The organism is Streptomyces sp. NBC_01439 (genome assembly GCF_036227605.1).
Lineage (GTDB): Bacteria > Actinomycetota > Actinomycetes > Streptomycetales > Streptomycetaceae > Streptomyces.
In genome coordinates, this window is record NZ_CP109487.1 from 3,336,403 (window position 1) to 3,353,552 (window position 17,150).

The window sequence follows — 17,150 nt, forward strand, 5'->3', positions numbered from 1 at the left end:
GCCCGGGCAGGGCTAGCGCAAGGTGGTGGACTTGTCCGAGCGGTAGGTCGCGACCAGCGCAAGGCAGAGGGCGGCGATCGCCACACGGCCCGAGGCCTGCAGGAGCGGCCCGCGCAGCAGGATGAACGAGTAGCCCGCGACCAGCGGGACCACCACCGAGATCAGGCTCCCCGGGGGACTGCGCCGCGTGGCCCGCGTCGCGTAGCGCCGGTCGATGCGGGCCGCCGCGTACCCCATGCCCAGCAGCCCCGCCCCCATGCCCAGCGGCCCGAAGTCCAGCCACAGCTCCGCCCAGATCGGAGAGGAGAGGTTGGTGTTGACCGTGCCCATCCACTGGCCGACCATCACGCCCGTGTCCCGCGGCTTGCCCTCCCAGATCGAGCGGGGCACCGCGAAGAAGATCGACCCGGCGAGCTGGCGGCCGTAGAAGTGCCCGGGACCCGACTCCGAGAAGGTGATGGTGTTCGCGAACATGCCGATCTGGTCGTAGTCCTTGAGGGCCATGGGCTCCAGGAAGGACGTGGTCTCGACCGGCCGGTAGTTCTTCTCGTCGTAGCGGAAGCGGTCCGCGAACGGGAAGATCAGGAGCGCGACGACCACCGCCATGGACAGCGCCACCCGGTACATCGCCGCGCTCACCGGGAAGACGGTGAACAGCAGCGCGAACATGACCGTCAGGAACCAGTACCGGGGGTTCGAGATCGGGTTGTTGACGATCAGGTTGAGGCAGGCGAGCGCCGCCCACGTGACGATGATCGACACCTTGCGGCGGGCGAACTTCGAGGTGATCAACCAGCGGGTGTAAAGGAGCAGTGCGAGCAGGGCCGGCACGGTGCCGAAGCCGCGCAGCAGGGCCTGACCGGCCTGGCCGTCGCCGTTGGAGACGCCCGCCTCCTCGATGCCGGCGATGATCTCCTGGCGGCTGGAGAAGAAGACCGCCGGGCCGCCCAGCTTCATGATGAAGACCGCGCTGCAGAGGAACGACAGGACCGTCAGGAGCTGGAGCCGGCGCCGGTGCGCCATGACGGGCTTCGAGTTCCTCTGGGACCCGCCCGCACGCACCGCCGGCCGGTGCCGGGCCAGCAGCACGCCGACGTCGAAGGCCGTGCAGCCGAGCAGGACGAGCCCGATGGCGATGGTCAGGTCGGAGCGCGGGCCGACGACCGGGGTGGGGACCTGGCCGAGGACGGCCTGCGCGAGGGGGGCCACGCCCATGGCCATGTAGACGAAGAGCCAGAAGGAGCCCTGCAGCAGCTTGCGGCGGCTGGTGAGCACCATCGCGGAGAGCCGGGCGCCCGCGTACATGGTGAGCAGCAGTTGGAGCCAGAAGGCCGCGTCGCGGACGCCGGCGCCCGTCTGGGCGGCGACGAACAGCGGCAGGAAGACGGTGAATCCGAGTGCGAGCGGGACGGACAGTGCGCGCGAGAGGAGCGTGCGCGGGAGGGTGGCCCGACCCCACAGGCTCTCGTCCTCGAAGGGGGACGGGACCGGCTGCTTCGCGGGCGTCGCGGGGGGCTTGCGTATGTCCGTCGTCACTGCCGCCCCCACCCGATGTGCCTGGTCCGCGGGCAGTCTAGTCTGAGCGGGCCGCGCCCGGGGAGGCATGGCGGAGTGTAGATGGGGGCGACAGTTGCGGGATCTTCCTTCCTTCACGCTGGCCGGGTATGACAAGGGCCGCGGGCTGCTGACGCAGGCGCTCTGGTTCGCCGTGATGAACACGCTGTTCATGAGCTGGTTCTGTCCGGCGCGGGTGCGCGTGGCGCTGCTGCGGGCCTTCGGCGCGAAGATCGGCGAGGGCGTGCTGATCCGGCACCGGGTGCGGGTGCTGTGGCCGTGGAAGCTCGACATCGGGGACCACACCTGGATAGGTGAGGGAGCCTGGCTGCTGAACCTGGAGCCGGTGACCATCGGGGCGAACGTGTGCGTCTCGCAGGAAGCCATGCTGTGCACCGGCTCGCACGACCACCGGGCCGCCGACTTCCGCTACCGCAACGCCCCGATCGTGGTCGAGGACGGCGCGTGGGTGGCGGTACGGGCGACCGTGCTCGCCGGGGTCACGGTGGGCCGCTGCGCGGTCGCCGGGGCCGGAGCCGTGGTCCACAAGGACCTGCCCGAGTTGACCCTGCAGACCCAGGACGGGCACCGCCGCCCGGTGGAGGAGCCGAAGTGAGTGCCGCGATGAGAGTCCTGCACGCCGTCACGCTCCACTCCCCCTCGCACGCGTTCGGCGGACCGGTCCGGGTCGCGCTGAACCTGGCGAAGGGGCTGCGGGCCCGGGGCCACGAGGCGCGGCTGCTCGCGCTCGGCGAGGGCTTCGATCCGTGGCCGACCTCCGTGGAGGGCGTTCCGGCGCAGCTGTTCCCGGCCCGCCGGCTGCTCCCCCTCGGCTTCAGCGGGATGACCTCGCCCGCCCTGCTGGCCTCGGCCGGCCGGCTGGTGCGGGACGCCGATGTCGTCCATGTCCACCTGGCCCGGGACCTGGTGACGCTGCCGGTCGCCCTGGCGGCGCTGCGGGCAGGCAAGCCGCTGGTGCTGCAGACCCACGGCATGGTGGACCCGAGCGAGAAGCTGCTGGCCAAGGTGCTGGACGCGGTGGCGGTACGCCGGCTGCTGCGCGGCGCGGACGCGGTGCTGTACCTGACCCCGCACGAGCGGGAGGGACTGGACGCGGTGGTCGGCGCGCCGCCCTTGGCGCAGGCGGTCCGCCTGGTCAACGGGACCCCGGCGCAGGAGGAACGGCCCGCGCCCAGCGGCCCGCCGCGCGTCCTGTACTCGGCGCGCCTGCAGGCCCGCAAGCGGCCGGTGGACTTCGTGGACGCGGCCCCGGCGGTCCTCGCCGCCCACCCGGACGCGCACTTCGTGGTCGCCGGGCCGGACGAGGGCGAGCTGGCCGCCGTACGGGAACGGATCGGGACACTGGGACTCACCGACCGGTTCACGGTCCCGGGGGCGCTCTCCAGCGCGGAGGTCCTGGCCGAGCTGCGCCGCGCCCACGTGTACGTGCTGCCGTCGGTGGACGAGCCGTTCCCCATGTCGGTCCTGGAAGCCCTCGCGGTGGGCGTCCCGTCCGTGGTGACCCACTCCAACGGCCTGGCCCGCGACATCGCCCGCACCGGCGCCGGCCGCGCCGTCGACCCCGGCCCGGCGGGCGTGTCCGCCGCCGTCCTGGACCTCCTCGACCCGACCGCGAACCACGAGGCCTCCCGCTCGGCCCGCAAACTGGCCGCGGAGTCCTTCTCCATGGACGCGGTCCTGGACACCCTCCTCCCGGTCTACGAGCGCATCCGCCACTGAGGGGGGCGGCCCACGTCGATACGGTGTGGGCCATGCCCTCTTCCCCATTGGAATCCCCGCAGGGAGCGGCCTGGTTGGCGCAGTCCCTGCTGCCTTCGCTGGGCGACCGTTGGCTGCACACCCAGGGCGTCGCGCAGCGGGCGCGGGAGCTGTCCCGGTCCGTGCCCGAGGCGGACAGGGAGCTGCTGGTCGCGGCGGCGTGGCTGCACGACATCGGCTATGCGCCGCAGCTCCGCGACAGCGGCTTCCACCCCCTGGACGGGGCCCGGTACCTGGCATCACTGGGCGCCGACGGGCGACTCGTCCGCCTGGTCGCCCACCACTCCGGAGCCGTGTACGAGGCCGAGCAGCGTGGTCTGTCGGCCGAGCTCGCCGTGTACGAGCGGGAGGAGTCGGCCGTCCTGGACGCGCTGACCTGCGCCGACATGACGACGGGTCCGGCGGGTCAGCGGCTGGGCTTCACCGAACGCATCGACGAGATCCTGACCCGCTACGCACCGGGCAGCGAGGTCCACACGGCGATCAGCGCAGCCGTCCCGTACCTGGCGGCAGCGGTCGCCCGCGCCGACGCCGCGATGACGAATCAGCCGATGTAGGGCTCGGACCGATCGGCGATCCCGTGATCGATGCGCAGCCGCATCGACGGATGGATCCGCATCGCATCCAGCTCATCCGGAGCCAGGAAGGCCACTTCCTTGCTCTCGCTGCTCGTTCGGAGTTTCCCTCCCACGATGCGTACCGAGAAGCAGATCGAGAACTGCTGGCGGACTTCCCCGTCGTCGTACGCGATGACGTGCCGCGGGTCGGTGTAGAGCCCGACGAGCCCGGTCACCTCGACGTCGAACCCGGTCTCTTCGCGCGTCTCGCGTACGGCCGCATCGGCGGCGGACTCTCCCGTGTCCACGCCTCCTCCCGGTAGGGCCCACAGGTCGTTGTCGGTTCTGTGGATCAGCAGGACCCGGCCGTCGTCGTCGAGGGCGACCGCGGTCACGGACGGAACGATGCTGTTCGCGACCGGCGCGTTGGGGTCGTCGAAGTAGTCCACTCGGGCCATGACCGCCACCCTAGGCCGAAGTGCCTCGATCCCAGGCGTAGTCGAAACTCCTCATGTAGTGCCTGAAGCTCCGGCCGCCCGGGATGTAGCGAAAGTGCAGGACCGGATTCTGGCCCGCGGGAGCTCCCAGCACATGAGGGTTGACGAGTACGTCGTCGTCGAAGCGGTACAGAGAGTTGTAGAGGATGGTCTCGTGCAGCCGGACCTCCACCCCCGGTGTCGCCATGGCGGGTTCGAGGTAGCGCCGTGTCATGCGCGCACGGGCGGCGAGGTCCGCGCCGATGCCCTCCTCCTCGCCTCGCTGCCGGAGCACCTCGGAAGCCGGGTTCCCCAGCTGGATGCGTACCTGGGCGCCCGCCCGTGCCTTGCGGGAGAGCCGTTCGGCCAGTTCTGGATGGCCGTCGAAGAGAAACAGGCCGGCGTAGACGAGGACCTCGACGTGGCTCACGGCGTTGTCGATCAGGGATGACCACAGATCGGCGGGCACGACACCTCGGTGCGGGTAGTACGTCACCAGCTCGGAAGCGCTCGCCGTCTCGGCCTGCCGGGCGATCGACGGCCAGAGATAGACCTCGTCCACGCCGAGGAAGGTGGCGGTCTTCCATCGGTGGGTGCGGTGCGGAGTCCGATCGGTCGTGATCCATCGCTCCACCGTCTTGGGGTCCACCCCTACCTGCACAGCAACCGACTGGATGGTGGCGGAGTTCGCCGAGATCGAGGCGCGCAGACGCTCGTTCGCCATGAGGGTGGCCTTCCCCGTGGGACGCCGGGACGTTTCAACGGTAGCTCCGGACGTCCCCGAACGTCCGCACAGGCCGTGATGCGTCCACTACTCAGCGCGGTTTCCTACGGGGTGTCCGGACACCCTCCGGCTCCGCACTCTCCTGGAGTCCGAACCATGAGTCAGCAACGCACGAGCAGGCGCCGCAAGGTAGCGCTGCCCGAACTCCCGCCGGGCCCGAGCTCGCGCCTGCTCGCCCTCGCCGCACGCGGTTGGACCCGCTTCCTCACGGCAGCGGCCACCCACTACGGCAGGCAGCAGGAGGAGCGATGACCGGGGGCGGCTCGTTCGGGCATGAGCATCACCCGTGGATCGGGCATGTCGTGGAAGACATCGCGTCGAAGGGAAGGGGCCGGTTGATGGCCGTCGTGTGCGAGAGCGTACTCAATCACGACGGTCAGGAGCGCTGGGTCCGACTCGCCTACATCCGGCCCGCCTCCGGCATCGAATGGTCCACGGCCGTCGGCAACATCTCACTCGCCCCTTAGCCGGAGCGCACAAATGCATCCGCGGCGTCAGATGACGTCCCGGTGTCGGTCGTCCACCACCGGGATCGCGGTGCCCGGGACGCGGCGGCGTTTGTAGATGCTCGTGTAGACCGCGAGGCCGATGCCGCCGACCGCCATCATGATCAGGCCGACCAGGTCGAGGTTGACGCTCTCCAGCTCCCAGTCGCTGGCGAAGGTGAGGACGGCCCCCACCACGATCAGGACGATGCATCCGCCGATGCCCATGGGTCCGCCTTCCGCTGTCGGGACTGTGTCCGCGCGGGTACCCGGCTTCGGGGTACGAAAACGCCCCCAGGGGCCGGGAGTCCGGTCCTCGGGGGCGTCGTCGGTCGGCTACGCGGGGATCCAGGCGTAGCAGCCGGAGGAGTTGAACTCCGCCGTGCCGGCCGGGATCGTCGCCGTGATCTTGTCGCCCGCCTTGGGCGGGGTCTCGGGGCCCGAGGCGAGGGTGGCGCCGTCCTTGCCCTTGGCTTCCCAGGTGCAGTTCGTGGCCTGGGTGAGCGCCCGGTAGCTGCCCGCCGCGGGCGAGGGCCGGGGGCCTTCGGGGAAGCCCTTCTCCGCCGCGGCGAGGATCGGCTTCTGGTCCGGGCACAGGAGGGTGATCGCGTCCTTGGCGCCCGGGATCTCGCCGGTGATGACGGCTCCGGTCGCCGCGTCCTTGTCGTGCTTCGCGGTGCGCTGCACCCGCTGGCAGGCGTCCTGGCCGCCCTGCAGCACGGACGCCGGGTCCACCTTGTCGGGGACCCGCCCGCTCAGGTACTTCTTCTCCTCCGCCGTGAAGCTGCCCGTCTTCGGAGTGATCTTCGCGTCCGGCAGGACGGGGCCGGTCGGCTTCGCGTTCGGGTCGGTCGACGGCTGCGGAGCATCCGCCGGGTCGGGGGCCGACGACGAGGCCGGGGGCTTCGGCTCGGCGCCGGCGTCGGCCTTGTCACCGCCGGAACTGCAGGCGGTCAGCGTCAGGGCGGCGGCCAGCAGGACAGCAGCCGCTGCGGAGCGTCGGTACATCGGAAGGCTCCCGTACTCAAGGGGGTGTGCAGCGGGGCCCGGCCACAGAGGGCCGGACCCCGCACGCCGTCAGGCGGTTGTTTCGGTTTCCGTCGCTTACTTCGCGCCGAAGGTGAGGACCAGCTGCGGAGTGCCCTCCGCGGCCGTGGCCTCGGCGGACCAGATCCACAGCGGGTCGGTGCCCGTGCTCGTCAGGCCCAGGCCGTAACTGGTGCCCAGCGCCGCGGAGACCGTGGCGGTGTCCAGCTCCACGTTGTGGACCGCGGAGCCCTCCGGCACGCCCGCGATGGTGCCGAGCGGGGTGGTGCCGAGGGTGGGCTTGGTGGTGAAGGTCGTACCCGCGCCGGTCCAGTTGCCGGTCACCGGGACCACCTTGACGGTGTCGGTGGTGCCGGAGTTCGCCTGCGTGCTGGTCTTGATCTGCAGCGAGGCGGACTTCAGGACCTGGCCGGCCGGGGCGGCCGGCAGGTTGAAGCGCATGTACGTCTCGTACAGCGAGCCGCTGCCGCGCACCGCGAGCGAGGTGGACGTGCCGTAGGCGGTGCTCGGAGCGCCCTGGTTGACGTAGGTGTCCTCGGTCGTCTTGACCGCGGAGACCGTGTCGGTGGGCGCCTTGGCCAGGTCGAAGTGGCTCTTGACCTGGGCCTGGGTGAGCGCCGACGGGTAGACGGCCGTCTCGTCGAGCTGACCCGCGAAGAAGTTGCTCGTCGGACGGGTCGGCCAGTTGTTGAGGTTGTCACCGCCGACGTGCCAGTAGCCCGCGTAGGTGGTGTTGCTCGTGGCGTTCAGGGAGCCCTTGTTCTGGCCGTCGACGTACAGCGTGATGCCGCCGGGGCCCTGGGTGCCGACCACGTGATGCCACTGGTTGTCGTTGTACGTCTCGAACAGGCCCGTGGAGACGGTCCGGGTCGAGCCGTTGTAGACGCCGAAGACCAGGCGACCGGTGTTGGTCATGTAGATCTGGCGGTCGTACGAGCCGCTGTTGCGCGCCTGGTTGTTGCCGAAGCCGATGAGCTTGCCGCCGCGCGTGGTGTTCGTCTTGAACCAGGTCTCGATGGTGAACGTGTTGCCGACCGTCTGACGGCGGTCGCTGTACACCTGCTGGCTGGTGCCGTTGAAGCCCATCGCCGTGCTGCCGGAGACGGCACCGGGCGACTGCTTCAGGGCGGGGGTGTTGAGCTGGATGCCGCTGCGGTTGCCGGACACCGAGGAGTCGGCGACGTAGGGGCTGACCGCGTCGTCGTAGCGCCAGTAGAGGTCGGCGCCGTCGGTGCGGACCTGGTTCGGGTAGGACTGGACCGAGGTCGGGACGGTCACCGAGGCGACGGCCGACAGGGCGCTGGTGTTGCCGGCGGCGTCGGTCGCGGTCACCCGGTAGGTGTAGCTCTGGCCGGCCTTGACCGTGGTGTCGTTCCAGGAGGCCTGGGGGCGCTCCCACTCCAGCGAGCTGGCGGTGACGGTGGCGGCCGGGGTGGTCGAGCCGTTGCGGTAGATGCGGTACGTCAGCTTGCTGTCGTCCGCGTCGTAGCTGGTGCGCCAGCGGACCTGGACCTCGCCGGGCTTGACGCTGGAGGCGCTGGCCACCGGGGTGGTCGGGGCGCCGACGTCGCCCTTGGAGGCGAAGCGGGTCAGGCCCCACTGCGGCTTGCCGTTGATGAGGGTGAACTCACCGCCGACCCACATGTACTTGACGTCGTTCTTCTCGGCCACGGCCATGACGCGCGGGCCGATGCCCTCGGTGCCGTCCATGCCGTCGTTGGCCGTGGGGTGCCAGCCGAGCTTGCCGGGGCCGCGCACGAAGCCGTCCACGGGCGCGGGGGCGGCGCCTTCGTGGTTGGTCGGCTGGGCCAGCAGGAAGTTCCGCTTGCCGTCGGGGAACTCCAGCTCGGTGGAGCAGTCGTGCCCGTGCGAGGAGCTGTAGAGCACTCCCTCGTACGGCAGGACGAACTGGGTCGCGCCGAGGCAGCGGTCGCGCCACTTCTCGGTGAAGTCGCTCAGGCGCAGGCCGATGCGACCGTCGAAGACGCCGCCGCCGGAGCCCTCGTGACCCGTGTAGAAGCCGGTGTCGTCGGTGGAGATGTCCTTGACGACCGAGTTCGACGGGATGTTGCTGTATGTCTTGGTGACCGCGCCCGTGGTGGCGTTGACCACGGCGAGGGCGTGGCTGTTGGAGCCGTTGACGGTGAAGAAGTCGCCGCCGAGGAGGACGTTCTTGCCGTCGGGGGTGACCTCGACCGCGCGGCCCGGCTCGTCGACGTTGGCGACGAAGGGCTTCAGCGCACCGGAGGAGGCGTCCACGGCGGCGAACCGCTCGCGGGTCTGGCCCTCGACCGTGCCGAAGTCGCCGCCCGCGTACAGGGTGTCGTCGGTGACGGCGAGCGCGCGCACGGTGGCGGGGAAGCTCGGGTGGAACGATGCCTTGGGGGTGCAGCTCGCGATGTCGATCGCGGCGAGGCTGGAGACCGGGGTCCCGTTGACCGCGCCGAAGTTGCCGCCCGCGTAGAGGGTCTTCTTGTCCTTCGAGACGACCAGGGTACGGACGGTCGCCGTGCCGTCTCCGATGGTGAAGGCCAGCTTGCAGGAGGTGGGATTGCCGGTTGCGGCGTCGAGCGCCACGAAGTTCACGGCGTTCTGCTCCGCGCCGGCCACGCCCTCGGGCGGACGGACGGCCGAGAAGGTGCCGCCGGCGAAGACGGTGCCGTTGGCCTGGGCCATCGCCCAGACGACGCCGTTCGTCTGCCAGGTCGGCAGCTCGTCGGCGGTGAATGCCACTGGCGCCGTGATGGCGGACGCCTCAGGCATCAGCACCAGGCCTATGCCGGTGCCCGCACCGGCCAGTGACAGTACGAGGGCGGCAGTCAGCCCTCTGGATCTACGCATGAGCCCCCCAGGGCAATTGCCCGGTTTGATGGCTGGAACTATCCGAACAGCCATATGTACTGGCGCAGACTAGGGCTCACGTGCAGGCCCGGTCACCTCTCTTGACCCATTGCATACCAACTTGGAATCAACAGGTTCAGCATGGAGGGTGCACAAGCGACATACGGCAGGTTTACCCCGGCCACACCCCTGCAGAGCTGCGGAGTATGGCCGGAACACGGCAAACCGTAGGGGAAATATAAGGCCTCAGCGGTCGATACGGACCGTCACGCCCGCCAGTTGGTCCTCGACTTGACGGATATCTGCGTCCACCATGATCTGCGCCAGCTCGGCCACCAGGACCGTCGGCTTCCAGCCAAGCAGGTCGTGGGCCTTGGACGCATCGCCGATGAGGGCGTCGACCTCGCTCGGGCGCTCGTACTTGGGGTCGTAGCGCACGTGGTCGGTCCAGTCGAGACCGGCGTGCGTGAAGGAGGACTCGACGAACTCGCGGACGGTCGCGGCCACCCCGGTGGCGACGACATAGTCGGTGGGCTCGTCCTGCTGGAGCATCCGCCACATGGCGTCCACGTACTCGGGGGCGTAGCCCCAGTCGCGCACCGCGTCGAGGTTGCCGAGGTAGAGGTGGTCCTGGAGACCGGCCTTGATGCGGGCCACCGCGCGGGTGATCTTGCGGGTCACGAAGGTCTCGCCGCGGCGCGGGGACTCGTGGTTGAACAGGATCCCGTTGACGGCGAACATGTCGTACGCCTCGCGGTAGTTCACCGTGGTCCAGTACGCGAAGACCTTCGCGGCGCCGTACGGGCTGCGCGGGTGGAACGGGGTCTGCTCGTTCTGCGGGGGCGGGGTGGAGCCGAACATCTCGGAGGACGAGGCCTGGTAGATGCGGGTGTCGACGCCGCTGGCCCGGATGGCCTCCAGCAGCCGCAGCGCGCCGAGGCCGGTCACGTCGCCCGTGTAGAGCGGGGCGTCGAAGGAGACGCGGACGTGGGACTGGGCGCCGAGGTTGTAGACCTCGTCGGGGCGTATGTCACGGAGCAGGTTCACGAGGGCGACGCCGTCGGAGAGGTCGGCGTGGTGCAGGACGAAGGACCGGTTGGCGGTCTGCGGGTCCTGGTAGATGTGGTCGACCCGCTCCGTGTTGAAGCTGGAGGACCGCCGCACGAGCCCGTGCACCGTGTAGCCCTTGGAGAGCAGGAGCTCGGCGAGGTACGAGCCGTCCTGTCCGGTGACTCCGGTGATCAGTGCGGTCTTGCCCATGGGGTCCCCTTGCTGGTTGTTTCTGTCGGTCGTGGTGAGGCGGTGCCTCGGAGTGGGTGCGGAGCGGGCCTTCGGGCGTCGCACCGAACGGCCCGGCCGCGGCCCGGGGGCCGGATTGCGTTACCGTACACGGCCGCCCCCGGACGCCCCCTGCGGGGCGCCCGCCGTCTCGTGGTCCTGACGCCGCCCGGCACGCCCCCGGTTCCGGAGCCGGCCGAAATCCCGACCGGCCCGACGGCCGGGCGCGGACCGCCGCCCTGGACCGGGAGGTCAGCCGCGGCCGGGGCCGCGCCGGTGGATCGGGCTCGGGCTCGGGCCGTGGACCACTGCCACCCCCGCGGGAGCGGACTGGCATCATCGGCGGTATGACAAGTTCGCTGCCGCTCCTGCCCCCGAACGCCCGCGTCTTCGTCGCGGGCCACCGCGGCCTCGTGGGGTCCGCGGTCGCCCGGCGACTCACCGCCGACGGCCACGAGGTGCTGACCCGGGGCCGCGCCGACCTCGACCTGCGCGACGCCGCCGCGACCGCCGCGTACCTGAAGGACGTTCGTCCGGACGCCGTGGTACTGGCCGCCGCCAAGGTCGGCGGGATCATGGCCAACAGCACGTACCCGGTGCAGTTCCTGGAGGAGAACCTGCAGATCCAGCTCAGCGTGATCGGCGGCGCCCACGCCGCCGGCGTGGGCCGGCTGCTGTTCCTGGGTTCGTCCTGCATCTACCCGAAGCTGGCCCCGCAGCCGATCCACGAGGACGCCCTGCTGACCGGCCCCCTGGAGCCGACCAACGAGGCCTACGCCCTGGCCAAGATCGCCGGCATCGTCCAGGTCCAGTCCTACCGCAAGCAGTACGGGGCCTCCTACATCTCGGCCATGCCGACGAACCTCTACGGCCCGGGCGACAACTTCGACCTGGAGTCCTCGCACGTCCTGCCGGCCCTCGTCCGACGCTTCCACGAGGCCGCCGCCGAGGGCCGTGACGAGGTCACGCTGTGGGGATCGGGCACCCCTCGCCGGGAGTTCCTGCACGTGGACGACCTGGCCGCGGCCTGCGCCGTGCTGCTGAACACCTACGACGGCGACGAGCCCGTCAACATCGGCTGCGGCGAGGACCTGACCATCAAGGAACTGGCCGAGACGGTCGCCGAGGTGACCGGCTTCCGCGGCCGGCTCGCCTGGGACATGTCCAAGCCGGACGGGACCCCGCGCAAGCTGCTGGACGTGAGCCGCCTGACGTCGCTCGGCTGGAAGCCCGGCATCCCGCTGCGGGAGGGCATCGCCGCCACGTACAAGTGGTGGCGCGAGCAGAGCTGATCGCACAGGCGGCCCGGGCCCCTCAGTACGCTCCGCGACCGTCTACGACGGCGCGGAGCGTACGGCCCATGACGTCGACGTCGCTGGTGAAGGACCAGTTGTCGACGTACTGCAGGTCGAGCTGGATGGTTTCGTCCCAGGACAGGTCCGACCGTCCGCTGATCTGCCACAGTCCCGTCATCCCGGGCCGTACGGTGAGCCGGCGCAGCTCGACCTCGTCGTATTTCGCCACCTCCTCCGGGAGCGGCGGGCGCGGGCCGACCAGCGACATGTTGCCGATCAGCACGTTGATCAGCTGCGGGAGCTCGTCCAGCGAGGTGCGGCGCAGCAGCCGGCCCACCCGGGTGACCCGGGGATCGCGGCGCATCTTGAACATCAGGCCGTCGTTCTCGTTCGACCCGGACAACTCGGCCTTCAGGGCGTCGGCGTCCACGACCATCGTGCGGAACTTCCACATGACGAACGGGACCCCGTCGCGGCCGATCCGCCGCTGGCGGTAGAAGGCCGGGCCGCGCGAGCCGAACCGTATGGCCAGCACGATCCCCAGGAGGAACGGGGAGAGCAGCAACAGTCCGGCCGCGGCACCCACCCGGTCCAGGGCCGACTTGAGCAGGGTCTGCACCCCGCGGCTGACGGGCGGCGCGACGCGCAGCACGGCGAGCCCGCCCGCGGACAGGGTCTCCAGCCGCTTGACGGACACCTCCACCAGCCCGGGGAAGACGGCGAGTTCCAGGCCCGCGTCGTGCAGGGCCCAGGCGATCCGGCGCAGCCGCTCCCCCGTGATCCGCACGCCGGGGGCGACGAGCACCAGGTCGGCGTGGTGGCTGGCGACGGCGCCGAGCACGGCCGCCGAGTCGCCGTTCGGGGTCTCGCAGGTGCCTCCGTCGAGCCGCGCCGCCACGGGTACGCCACTGGCGAGGGGCCCGGCACCGACCGGGACCACGCCGACGACGACGTACGGGTGGTCGGTGCGGGCGGCGAGGTGCGCGATGACGTCCTCGGCCGCATCGGGCTCACCGATGACCAGGACCCGGCTGACGGCCTGGGCCTCGCGGCGCGCGGCCGAGAGGTGGCGGTAGGTCAGCTTGTGGACGGCGACGGTGATGAGCAGAGCGGGCAACAGGGCCCCGAGGGCGGACAGCCGGGGGGTGGCCTCTTCGGTCACCACGCGCGCCACGGCCAGCACGCCGATCAGAATCAGCCAGTCGTGTACGACGGGCAGGACGCCGCGGGACTCGCCGAGCGCTCGGGTCGCGTAGCGCCGGCGCAGCGCCTGCACTCCGGTCCACGCCACGGCGGCGGCCAGGGCGCAGTAGACCGGTCGGACCTGCTGCGCGGCGTCGAAAACGAGTCCTACCGGGATCGCGGCGCCGAGGAAATCGGCGGCGACGGCGGCCGGGCGGTACCAACGGGCCTTGTCCCCGAGGCGCCGTACGGGCGCAAGAGACTCCCGGGCCGCTCGGGCCACTCTTTGCGCAGGAATATGGACATGCCTCATGGGCCCCCCTGGCACGTGGTCTATGACAGTGGCGGGTGCCCATCGCTTCCCCTGGCAACGAACATCTGCCGCACCGGGAAACAGTACGACAAACACCCGTACGGTAAATGCCGTTTGGGTCAACGCAGTCTCTTGTTGCGCAAGTGTTAGCAACCGGTAGCAGGCGTTCCGCATGCTGGCTGGCCTGGTAGAGCACACGAAGGTGAATGGTCCGGATACCGGATACGTATCTTCGAACAACGAACCCTTTCCGGCCAACCTTTTGACGCGGCCCTGACATCTGCCGCCGCGAGTGGCAATCTTCGACCGTTCATCGCACCAGCCCTGCTCTGCCCGGAGGCCCACCCAGCCATCCGGAACCCCCCTTGCAGAAGGAGTCTGCGTTGAGGTCCACCCCCCAGAGGCGTGCCACCGCGGCCGGCGCTCTCGTTGCTGCGGCAGCCCTGCTCGCCGTCGGCATACAGACCGGCACCGCAACCGCCGACGCCACCGCGTCACAGGCACCCACGGCCTCCCAGCCCAACCCGGGCGCGGCCAACCGCGCACTCAGCGCCTCGGAGCGTGCGACGCTCCTGGCCGAGGCCAACTCGACCACCGCGCAGGCCGCCAAGGCGCTCGGCCTCGGCAGCGGCGAGAAGCTCGTCGTCCGCGACGTGGTCCAGGACGCGGACGGCACCACGCACACGACCTACGAGCGCACCTACGACGGCCTCCCGGTCCTCGGTGGTGACCTCACCGTCCACGCCAAGGACGGCGTCACCAAGAGCGTGACCAAGGCGACCAACCACGAGATCAAGGTCGCCGACACCAGCGCCACCGTCACCCCGGCGGCCGCCGAGAGCCAGGCCGTCTCCGCCGCGAGCGCCGAGGGCTCCAAGGAGGCCAAGGCGTCCAAGGGCGCCCGCAAGGTGATCTGGGCGGCCGAAGGCGCGCCGGTCCTCGCGTTCGAGACCGTCGTCGGCGGACTCCAGCACGACGGCACGCCGAACGAGCTCCACGTGGTGACCAACGCCAAGACCGGCGCCAAGATCACCGAGTGGCAGGCCATCGAGACCGGCACCGGCAACACGATGTACAGCGGCCAGGTGACCCTCGGGACCACCCAGTCGGGCAGCACCTGGAACCTGACCGACGCCGCGCGCGGCAGCCACAAGACGTACAACCTCAACCGTGGCACCGGCTCCGGCACCGGCACGCTGTTCTCCGGCCCGGACGACATCTGGGGCAACAACCTGCCGTCCAACCTGGAGACGGCGGGCGCGGACGCGCACTACGGCGCCGCCGCCACGTGGGACTACTACAAGAACGTGCACGGCCGCAACGGCCTGCGCAACGACGGCGTGGCCCCGTACAGCCGGGTCCACTACGGCAACGCCTACGTCAATGCGTTCTGGAGCGACTCCTGCTTCTGCATGACGTACGGCGACGGCGAGGGCAACAACAAGCCGCTCACCTCCACCGACGTGGCCGCGCACGAGATGACCCACGGTCTGACCTCGGTCACCGGCAACATGACCTACAGCGGTGAGCCCGGCGGTCTGAACGAGGCGACCTCCGACATCATGGCCGCGGCCGTCGAGTTCTACGCCAACAACCCGCAGGACGTCGGCGACTACCTGGTCGGCGAGAAGATCGACATCAACGGCGACGGCACCCCGCTGCGCTACATGGACAAGCCCAGCAAGGACGGATCGTCCAAGGACAGCTGGTACTCGGGCCTCGGCGGCATCGACGTCCACTACTCCTCGGGCCCGGCCAACCACTGGTACTACCTGGCCTCCGAGGGCTCGGGCGCCAAGGTCGTCAACGGCGTGAGCTACAACTCGCCGACCGCGGACAACCTGCCCGTCACCGCGATCGGCCGGGACGCCGCCTCGAAGATCTGGTTCCGCGCGCTGACGGTGGGCTACTTCAAGTCGAACACCAACTACGCCGACGCCCGCGTCCAGACCCTGAAGGCCGCCGCCGACCTCTACGGCCAGGGCTCGACGATCTACAACAACGTCGCCAACGCGTGGGCCGGCGTCGCCGTCGGATCCCGCATCTCCAACGGCGTCACGGTCACCCCGATCGCCAACCAGAACACCGTCACGGGCAGCGCCGTCAGCCTGCAGGTCCAGGCCACGAGCACGAACCCGGGTGCGCTGAGCTACGCGGCGACCGGCCTGCCGGCCGGCCTGTCGATCAACTCCTCGAACGGCCTGATCTCGGGCACGGCCTCCACCGCGGGCACGTCCAACGTGACCGTGACGGTGACCGACTCGCAGAACCAGACCGGTACCGCGGCGTTCACCTGGACGGTCGGCACCACGCAGCCGAGCGTCTTCGAGAACACCACGGACTACCAGATCGCGGACAACGCGACCGTCGAGTCCCCGATCAACGTGACGCGCACGGGCAACGCCCCGAGCGCCCTCAAGGTGGACGTGAACATCGTCCACACCTACGTCGGTGACCTGGTGGTCGACCTGGTCGCCCCCGACGGCAGCGTCTACAACCTGCGCAACCGCACCGGCGGCAGCGCGGACAACATCGTCCAGCAGTTCACGGTGAACGCCTCCTCCGAGGTCGCCAACGGCACCTGGAAGCTCCGCGTCAGGGACGCCGCCAGCCTGGACACCGGCTACATCAACAGCTGGAAGCTCACCTTCTGACCCCACCGGGCAGGGTGAACCACGGCTGAGCAGTGAAACCACGGGGCCGCCCGGGAGGATCCCTCCCCGGGCGGCCCTGTTCCATTGCGTACGTCAGCCCAGGGCGCGGAAGATCGCGGTCAGGAGGTCTTCCTCCTCTTCCTCGTCGCCACGGTTCTGGTTCTGGTCGCTCTGGTCGCCCTGATCGCTCTGGTCGTCGCGCGACTGGTCGTCCCGACCCGGCCAGGTACCGTTCCCGCCGGTGCCACCGTTCCCGCCGTTCCCGCCGGTGCTGCCGGTGCTGCCGTCGGTCAGGTCCTCGTCGGCCTCGTCGTCCCGGGGCCGGTCGTCCCGACCCGGCCAGGTGCCGTTCCCACCGGTGTCGCCGGTGCCACCTTTACCGCCGGTCGCCGAGTCCTCCGCGGTCACCGGCTTGAAGTAGACGGAGACGACCTCCACCCGCTTCGCCTTCTCCCCCGGCTTCAGCACCTTCTCCGCCTCGCCGTCACAGCTGCGGTTGTCGAAGAGGACCGCCAGCGACTCCGTCTCGTTGCGCACCTCGATGGCGGGCTCGTCGCGGGAGGTGCGCGTCAGCAGGTAGCAGGTGTCGTTGTCGGCGGGCCGGATCTGGCCCCTTCTCTCGGAGCCGGCCGCGTCCAGGTACTGGTAGTGCAGCGTGCCGAGGGCGCGTTCGCCGTGGTCGTCGGCCACCGACGGGCCGGCGGTGGGCAGGGCGAGCGCGAGAGCGCCGACGAACGCGGCGGCGGTCGAGCGAAGACGCATGGGGGAGTCCGTTCCTCGGGTTGCTCGGGTTCCGCGGATACCGGTCCGGTGGCATCCTCGGGCAGCGTAGGAGCGCGGCACCCCGCTGAATCGATTCGGCATGCCCTGTACGTTCGAAGGTTCACCCATGAGGGTCCTAGCCG

General features: G+C 70.3%; 16 protein-coding genes. 7 read left to right on the forward strand and 9 right to left on the reverse strand.

Annotated elements, in window-relative coordinates; translation table 11 throughout:
* Positions 1-12: 12 nt before the first annotated feature.
* Positions 13-1,536, reverse strand: coding sequence for a hypothetical protein (locus tag OG207_RS14320; protein ID WP_329098937.1), 1,524 nt, complete (start codon positions 1,534-1,536; stop codon positions 13-15).
* 67 nt (positions 1,537-1,603) lie between these two features.
* Between OG207_RS14320 and OG207_RS14325 the strand changes: the two genes are divergently transcribed.
* From OG207_RS14325 to OG207_RS14335, 3 genes are read left to right on the forward strand one after another with little or no spacing between them, the layout of a single operon-like run.
* On the forward strand, positions 1,604-2,170 hold the full coding sequence (locus tag OG207_RS14325; protein WP_329098938.1) for a WcaF family extracellular polysaccharide biosynthesis acetyltransferase: 567 nt from the start codon (positions 1,604-1,606) through the stop codon (positions 2,168-2,170).
* 8 nt (positions 2,171-2,178) lie between these two features.
* Positions 2,179-3,294, forward strand: a complete 1,116-nt coding sequence (locus tag OG207_RS14330; protein ID WP_329107627.1) for a glycosyltransferase — start codon at positions 2,179-2,181, stop codon at positions 3,292-3,294.
* A gap of 32 nt (positions 3,295-3,326) precedes the next feature.
* On the forward strand, positions 3,327-3,890 hold the full coding sequence (locus OG207_RS14335; RefSeq protein ID WP_329098939.1) for an HD domain-containing protein: 564 nt from the start codon (positions 3,327-3,329) through the stop codon (positions 3,888-3,890).
* Here the strand turns inward: OG207_RS14335 and OG207_RS14340 are convergent.
* Positions 3,878-4,348: an NUDIX hydrolase gene (locus OG207_RS14340; RefSeq protein WP_329098940.1), complete on the reverse strand. Its 471-nt coding sequence runs from the start codon at positions 4,346-4,348 to the stop codon at positions 3,878-3,880. The two genes, OG207_RS14335 and OG207_RS14340, sit on opposite strands and share 13 nt — an antisense overlap.
* Positions 4,349-4,358: 10 nt before the next feature.
* Positions 4,359-5,090 (reverse strand): XRE family transcriptional regulator, encoded by a 732-nt coding sequence (locus OG207_RS14345; protein ID WP_329098941.1) that lies wholly within the window; start codon positions 5,088-5,090, stop codon positions 4,359-4,361.
* 156 nt (positions 5,091-5,246) lie between these two features.
* Here OG207_RS14345 and OG207_RS14350 point away from each other — a divergent pair, with 156 nt between their 5' ends.
* Both OG207_RS14350 and OG207_RS14355 read left to right on the forward strand, forming a co-directional pair.
* The gene (locus OG207_RS14350; protein ID WP_329098942.1) at positions 5,247-5,402 is read left to right on the forward strand and encodes a hypothetical protein; all 156 of its coding nucleotides are present in this window, start codon (positions 5,247-5,249) and stop codon (positions 5,400-5,402) included.
* Between the two features lie 86 nt (positions 5,403-5,488).
* Entirely contained in the window at positions 5,489-5,617 is a 129-nt protein-coding gene (locus tag OG207_RS14355) for a hypothetical protein (protein WP_329098943.1), read from the forward strand.
* Positions 5,618-5,644: 27 nt separating this feature from the next.
* On the opposite strand, the gene OG207_RS14360 is transcribed toward OG207_RS14355, so the two are convergent.
* The 4 genes from OG207_RS14360 to gmd all read right to left on the reverse strand — a co-directional run bounded on the left by OG207_RS14360 (position 5,645) and on the right by gmd (position 10,783).
* Positions 5,645-5,863, reverse strand: a complete 219-nt coding sequence (locus tag OG207_RS14360) for a DUF6458 family protein (RefSeq protein WP_329098944.1) — start codon at positions 5,861-5,863, stop codon at positions 5,645-5,647.
* A gap of 108 nt (positions 5,864-5,971) precedes the next feature.
* Positions 5,972-6,643, reverse strand: coding sequence for a hypothetical protein (locus OG207_RS14365; RefSeq protein ID WP_329098945.1), 672 nt, complete (start codon positions 6,641-6,643; stop codon positions 5,972-5,974).
* 96 nt (positions 6,644-6,739) lie between these two features.
* Positions 6,740-9,523: a DNRLRE domain-containing protein gene (locus tag OG207_RS14370; RefSeq protein WP_329098946.1), complete on the reverse strand. Its 2,784-nt coding sequence runs from the start codon at positions 9,521-9,523 to the stop codon at positions 6,740-6,742.
* 246 nt (positions 9,524-9,769) lie between these two features.
* The gene (gmd, locus tag OG207_RS14375) at positions 9,770-10,783 is read right to left on the reverse strand and encodes a GDP-mannose 4,6-dehydratase (protein WP_329098947.1); all 1,014 of its coding nucleotides are present in this window, start codon (positions 10,781-10,783) and stop codon (positions 9,770-9,772) included.
* A 365-nt stretch (positions 10,784-11,148) separates the two neighbouring features.
* On the opposite strand from gmd, the gene OG207_RS14380 reads away from it, so the two are divergent.
* Positions 11,149-12,093: a GDP-L-fucose synthase family protein gene (locus OG207_RS14380; RefSeq protein WP_329098948.1), complete on the forward strand. Its 945-nt coding sequence runs from the start codon at positions 11,149-11,151 to the stop codon at positions 12,091-12,093.
* Positions 12,094-12,115: 22 nt separating this feature from the next.
* On the opposite strand, the gene OG207_RS14385 is transcribed toward OG207_RS14380, so the two are convergent.
* Positions 12,116-13,591, reverse strand: coding sequence for a sugar transferase (locus OG207_RS14385; protein ID WP_329098949.1), 1,476 nt, complete (start codon positions 13,589-13,591; stop codon positions 12,116-12,118).
* A 383-nt stretch (positions 13,592-13,974) separates the two neighbouring features.
* Here OG207_RS14385 and OG207_RS14390 point away from each other — a divergent pair, with 383 nt between their 5' ends.
* Positions 13,975-16,245, forward strand: coding sequence for a M4 family metallopeptidase (locus OG207_RS14390; protein WP_329098950.1), 2,271 nt, complete (start codon positions 13,975-13,977; stop codon positions 16,243-16,245).
* Between the two features lie 93 nt (positions 16,246-16,338).
* Here OG207_RS14390 and OG207_RS14395 read toward each other — a convergent pair whose 3' ends face one another.
* Positions 16,339-17,007, reverse strand: a complete 669-nt coding sequence (locus OG207_RS14395) for a hypothetical protein (protein WP_329098951.1) — start codon at positions 17,005-17,007, stop codon at positions 16,339-16,341.
* Positions 17,008-17,150: the final 143 nt, after the last annotated feature.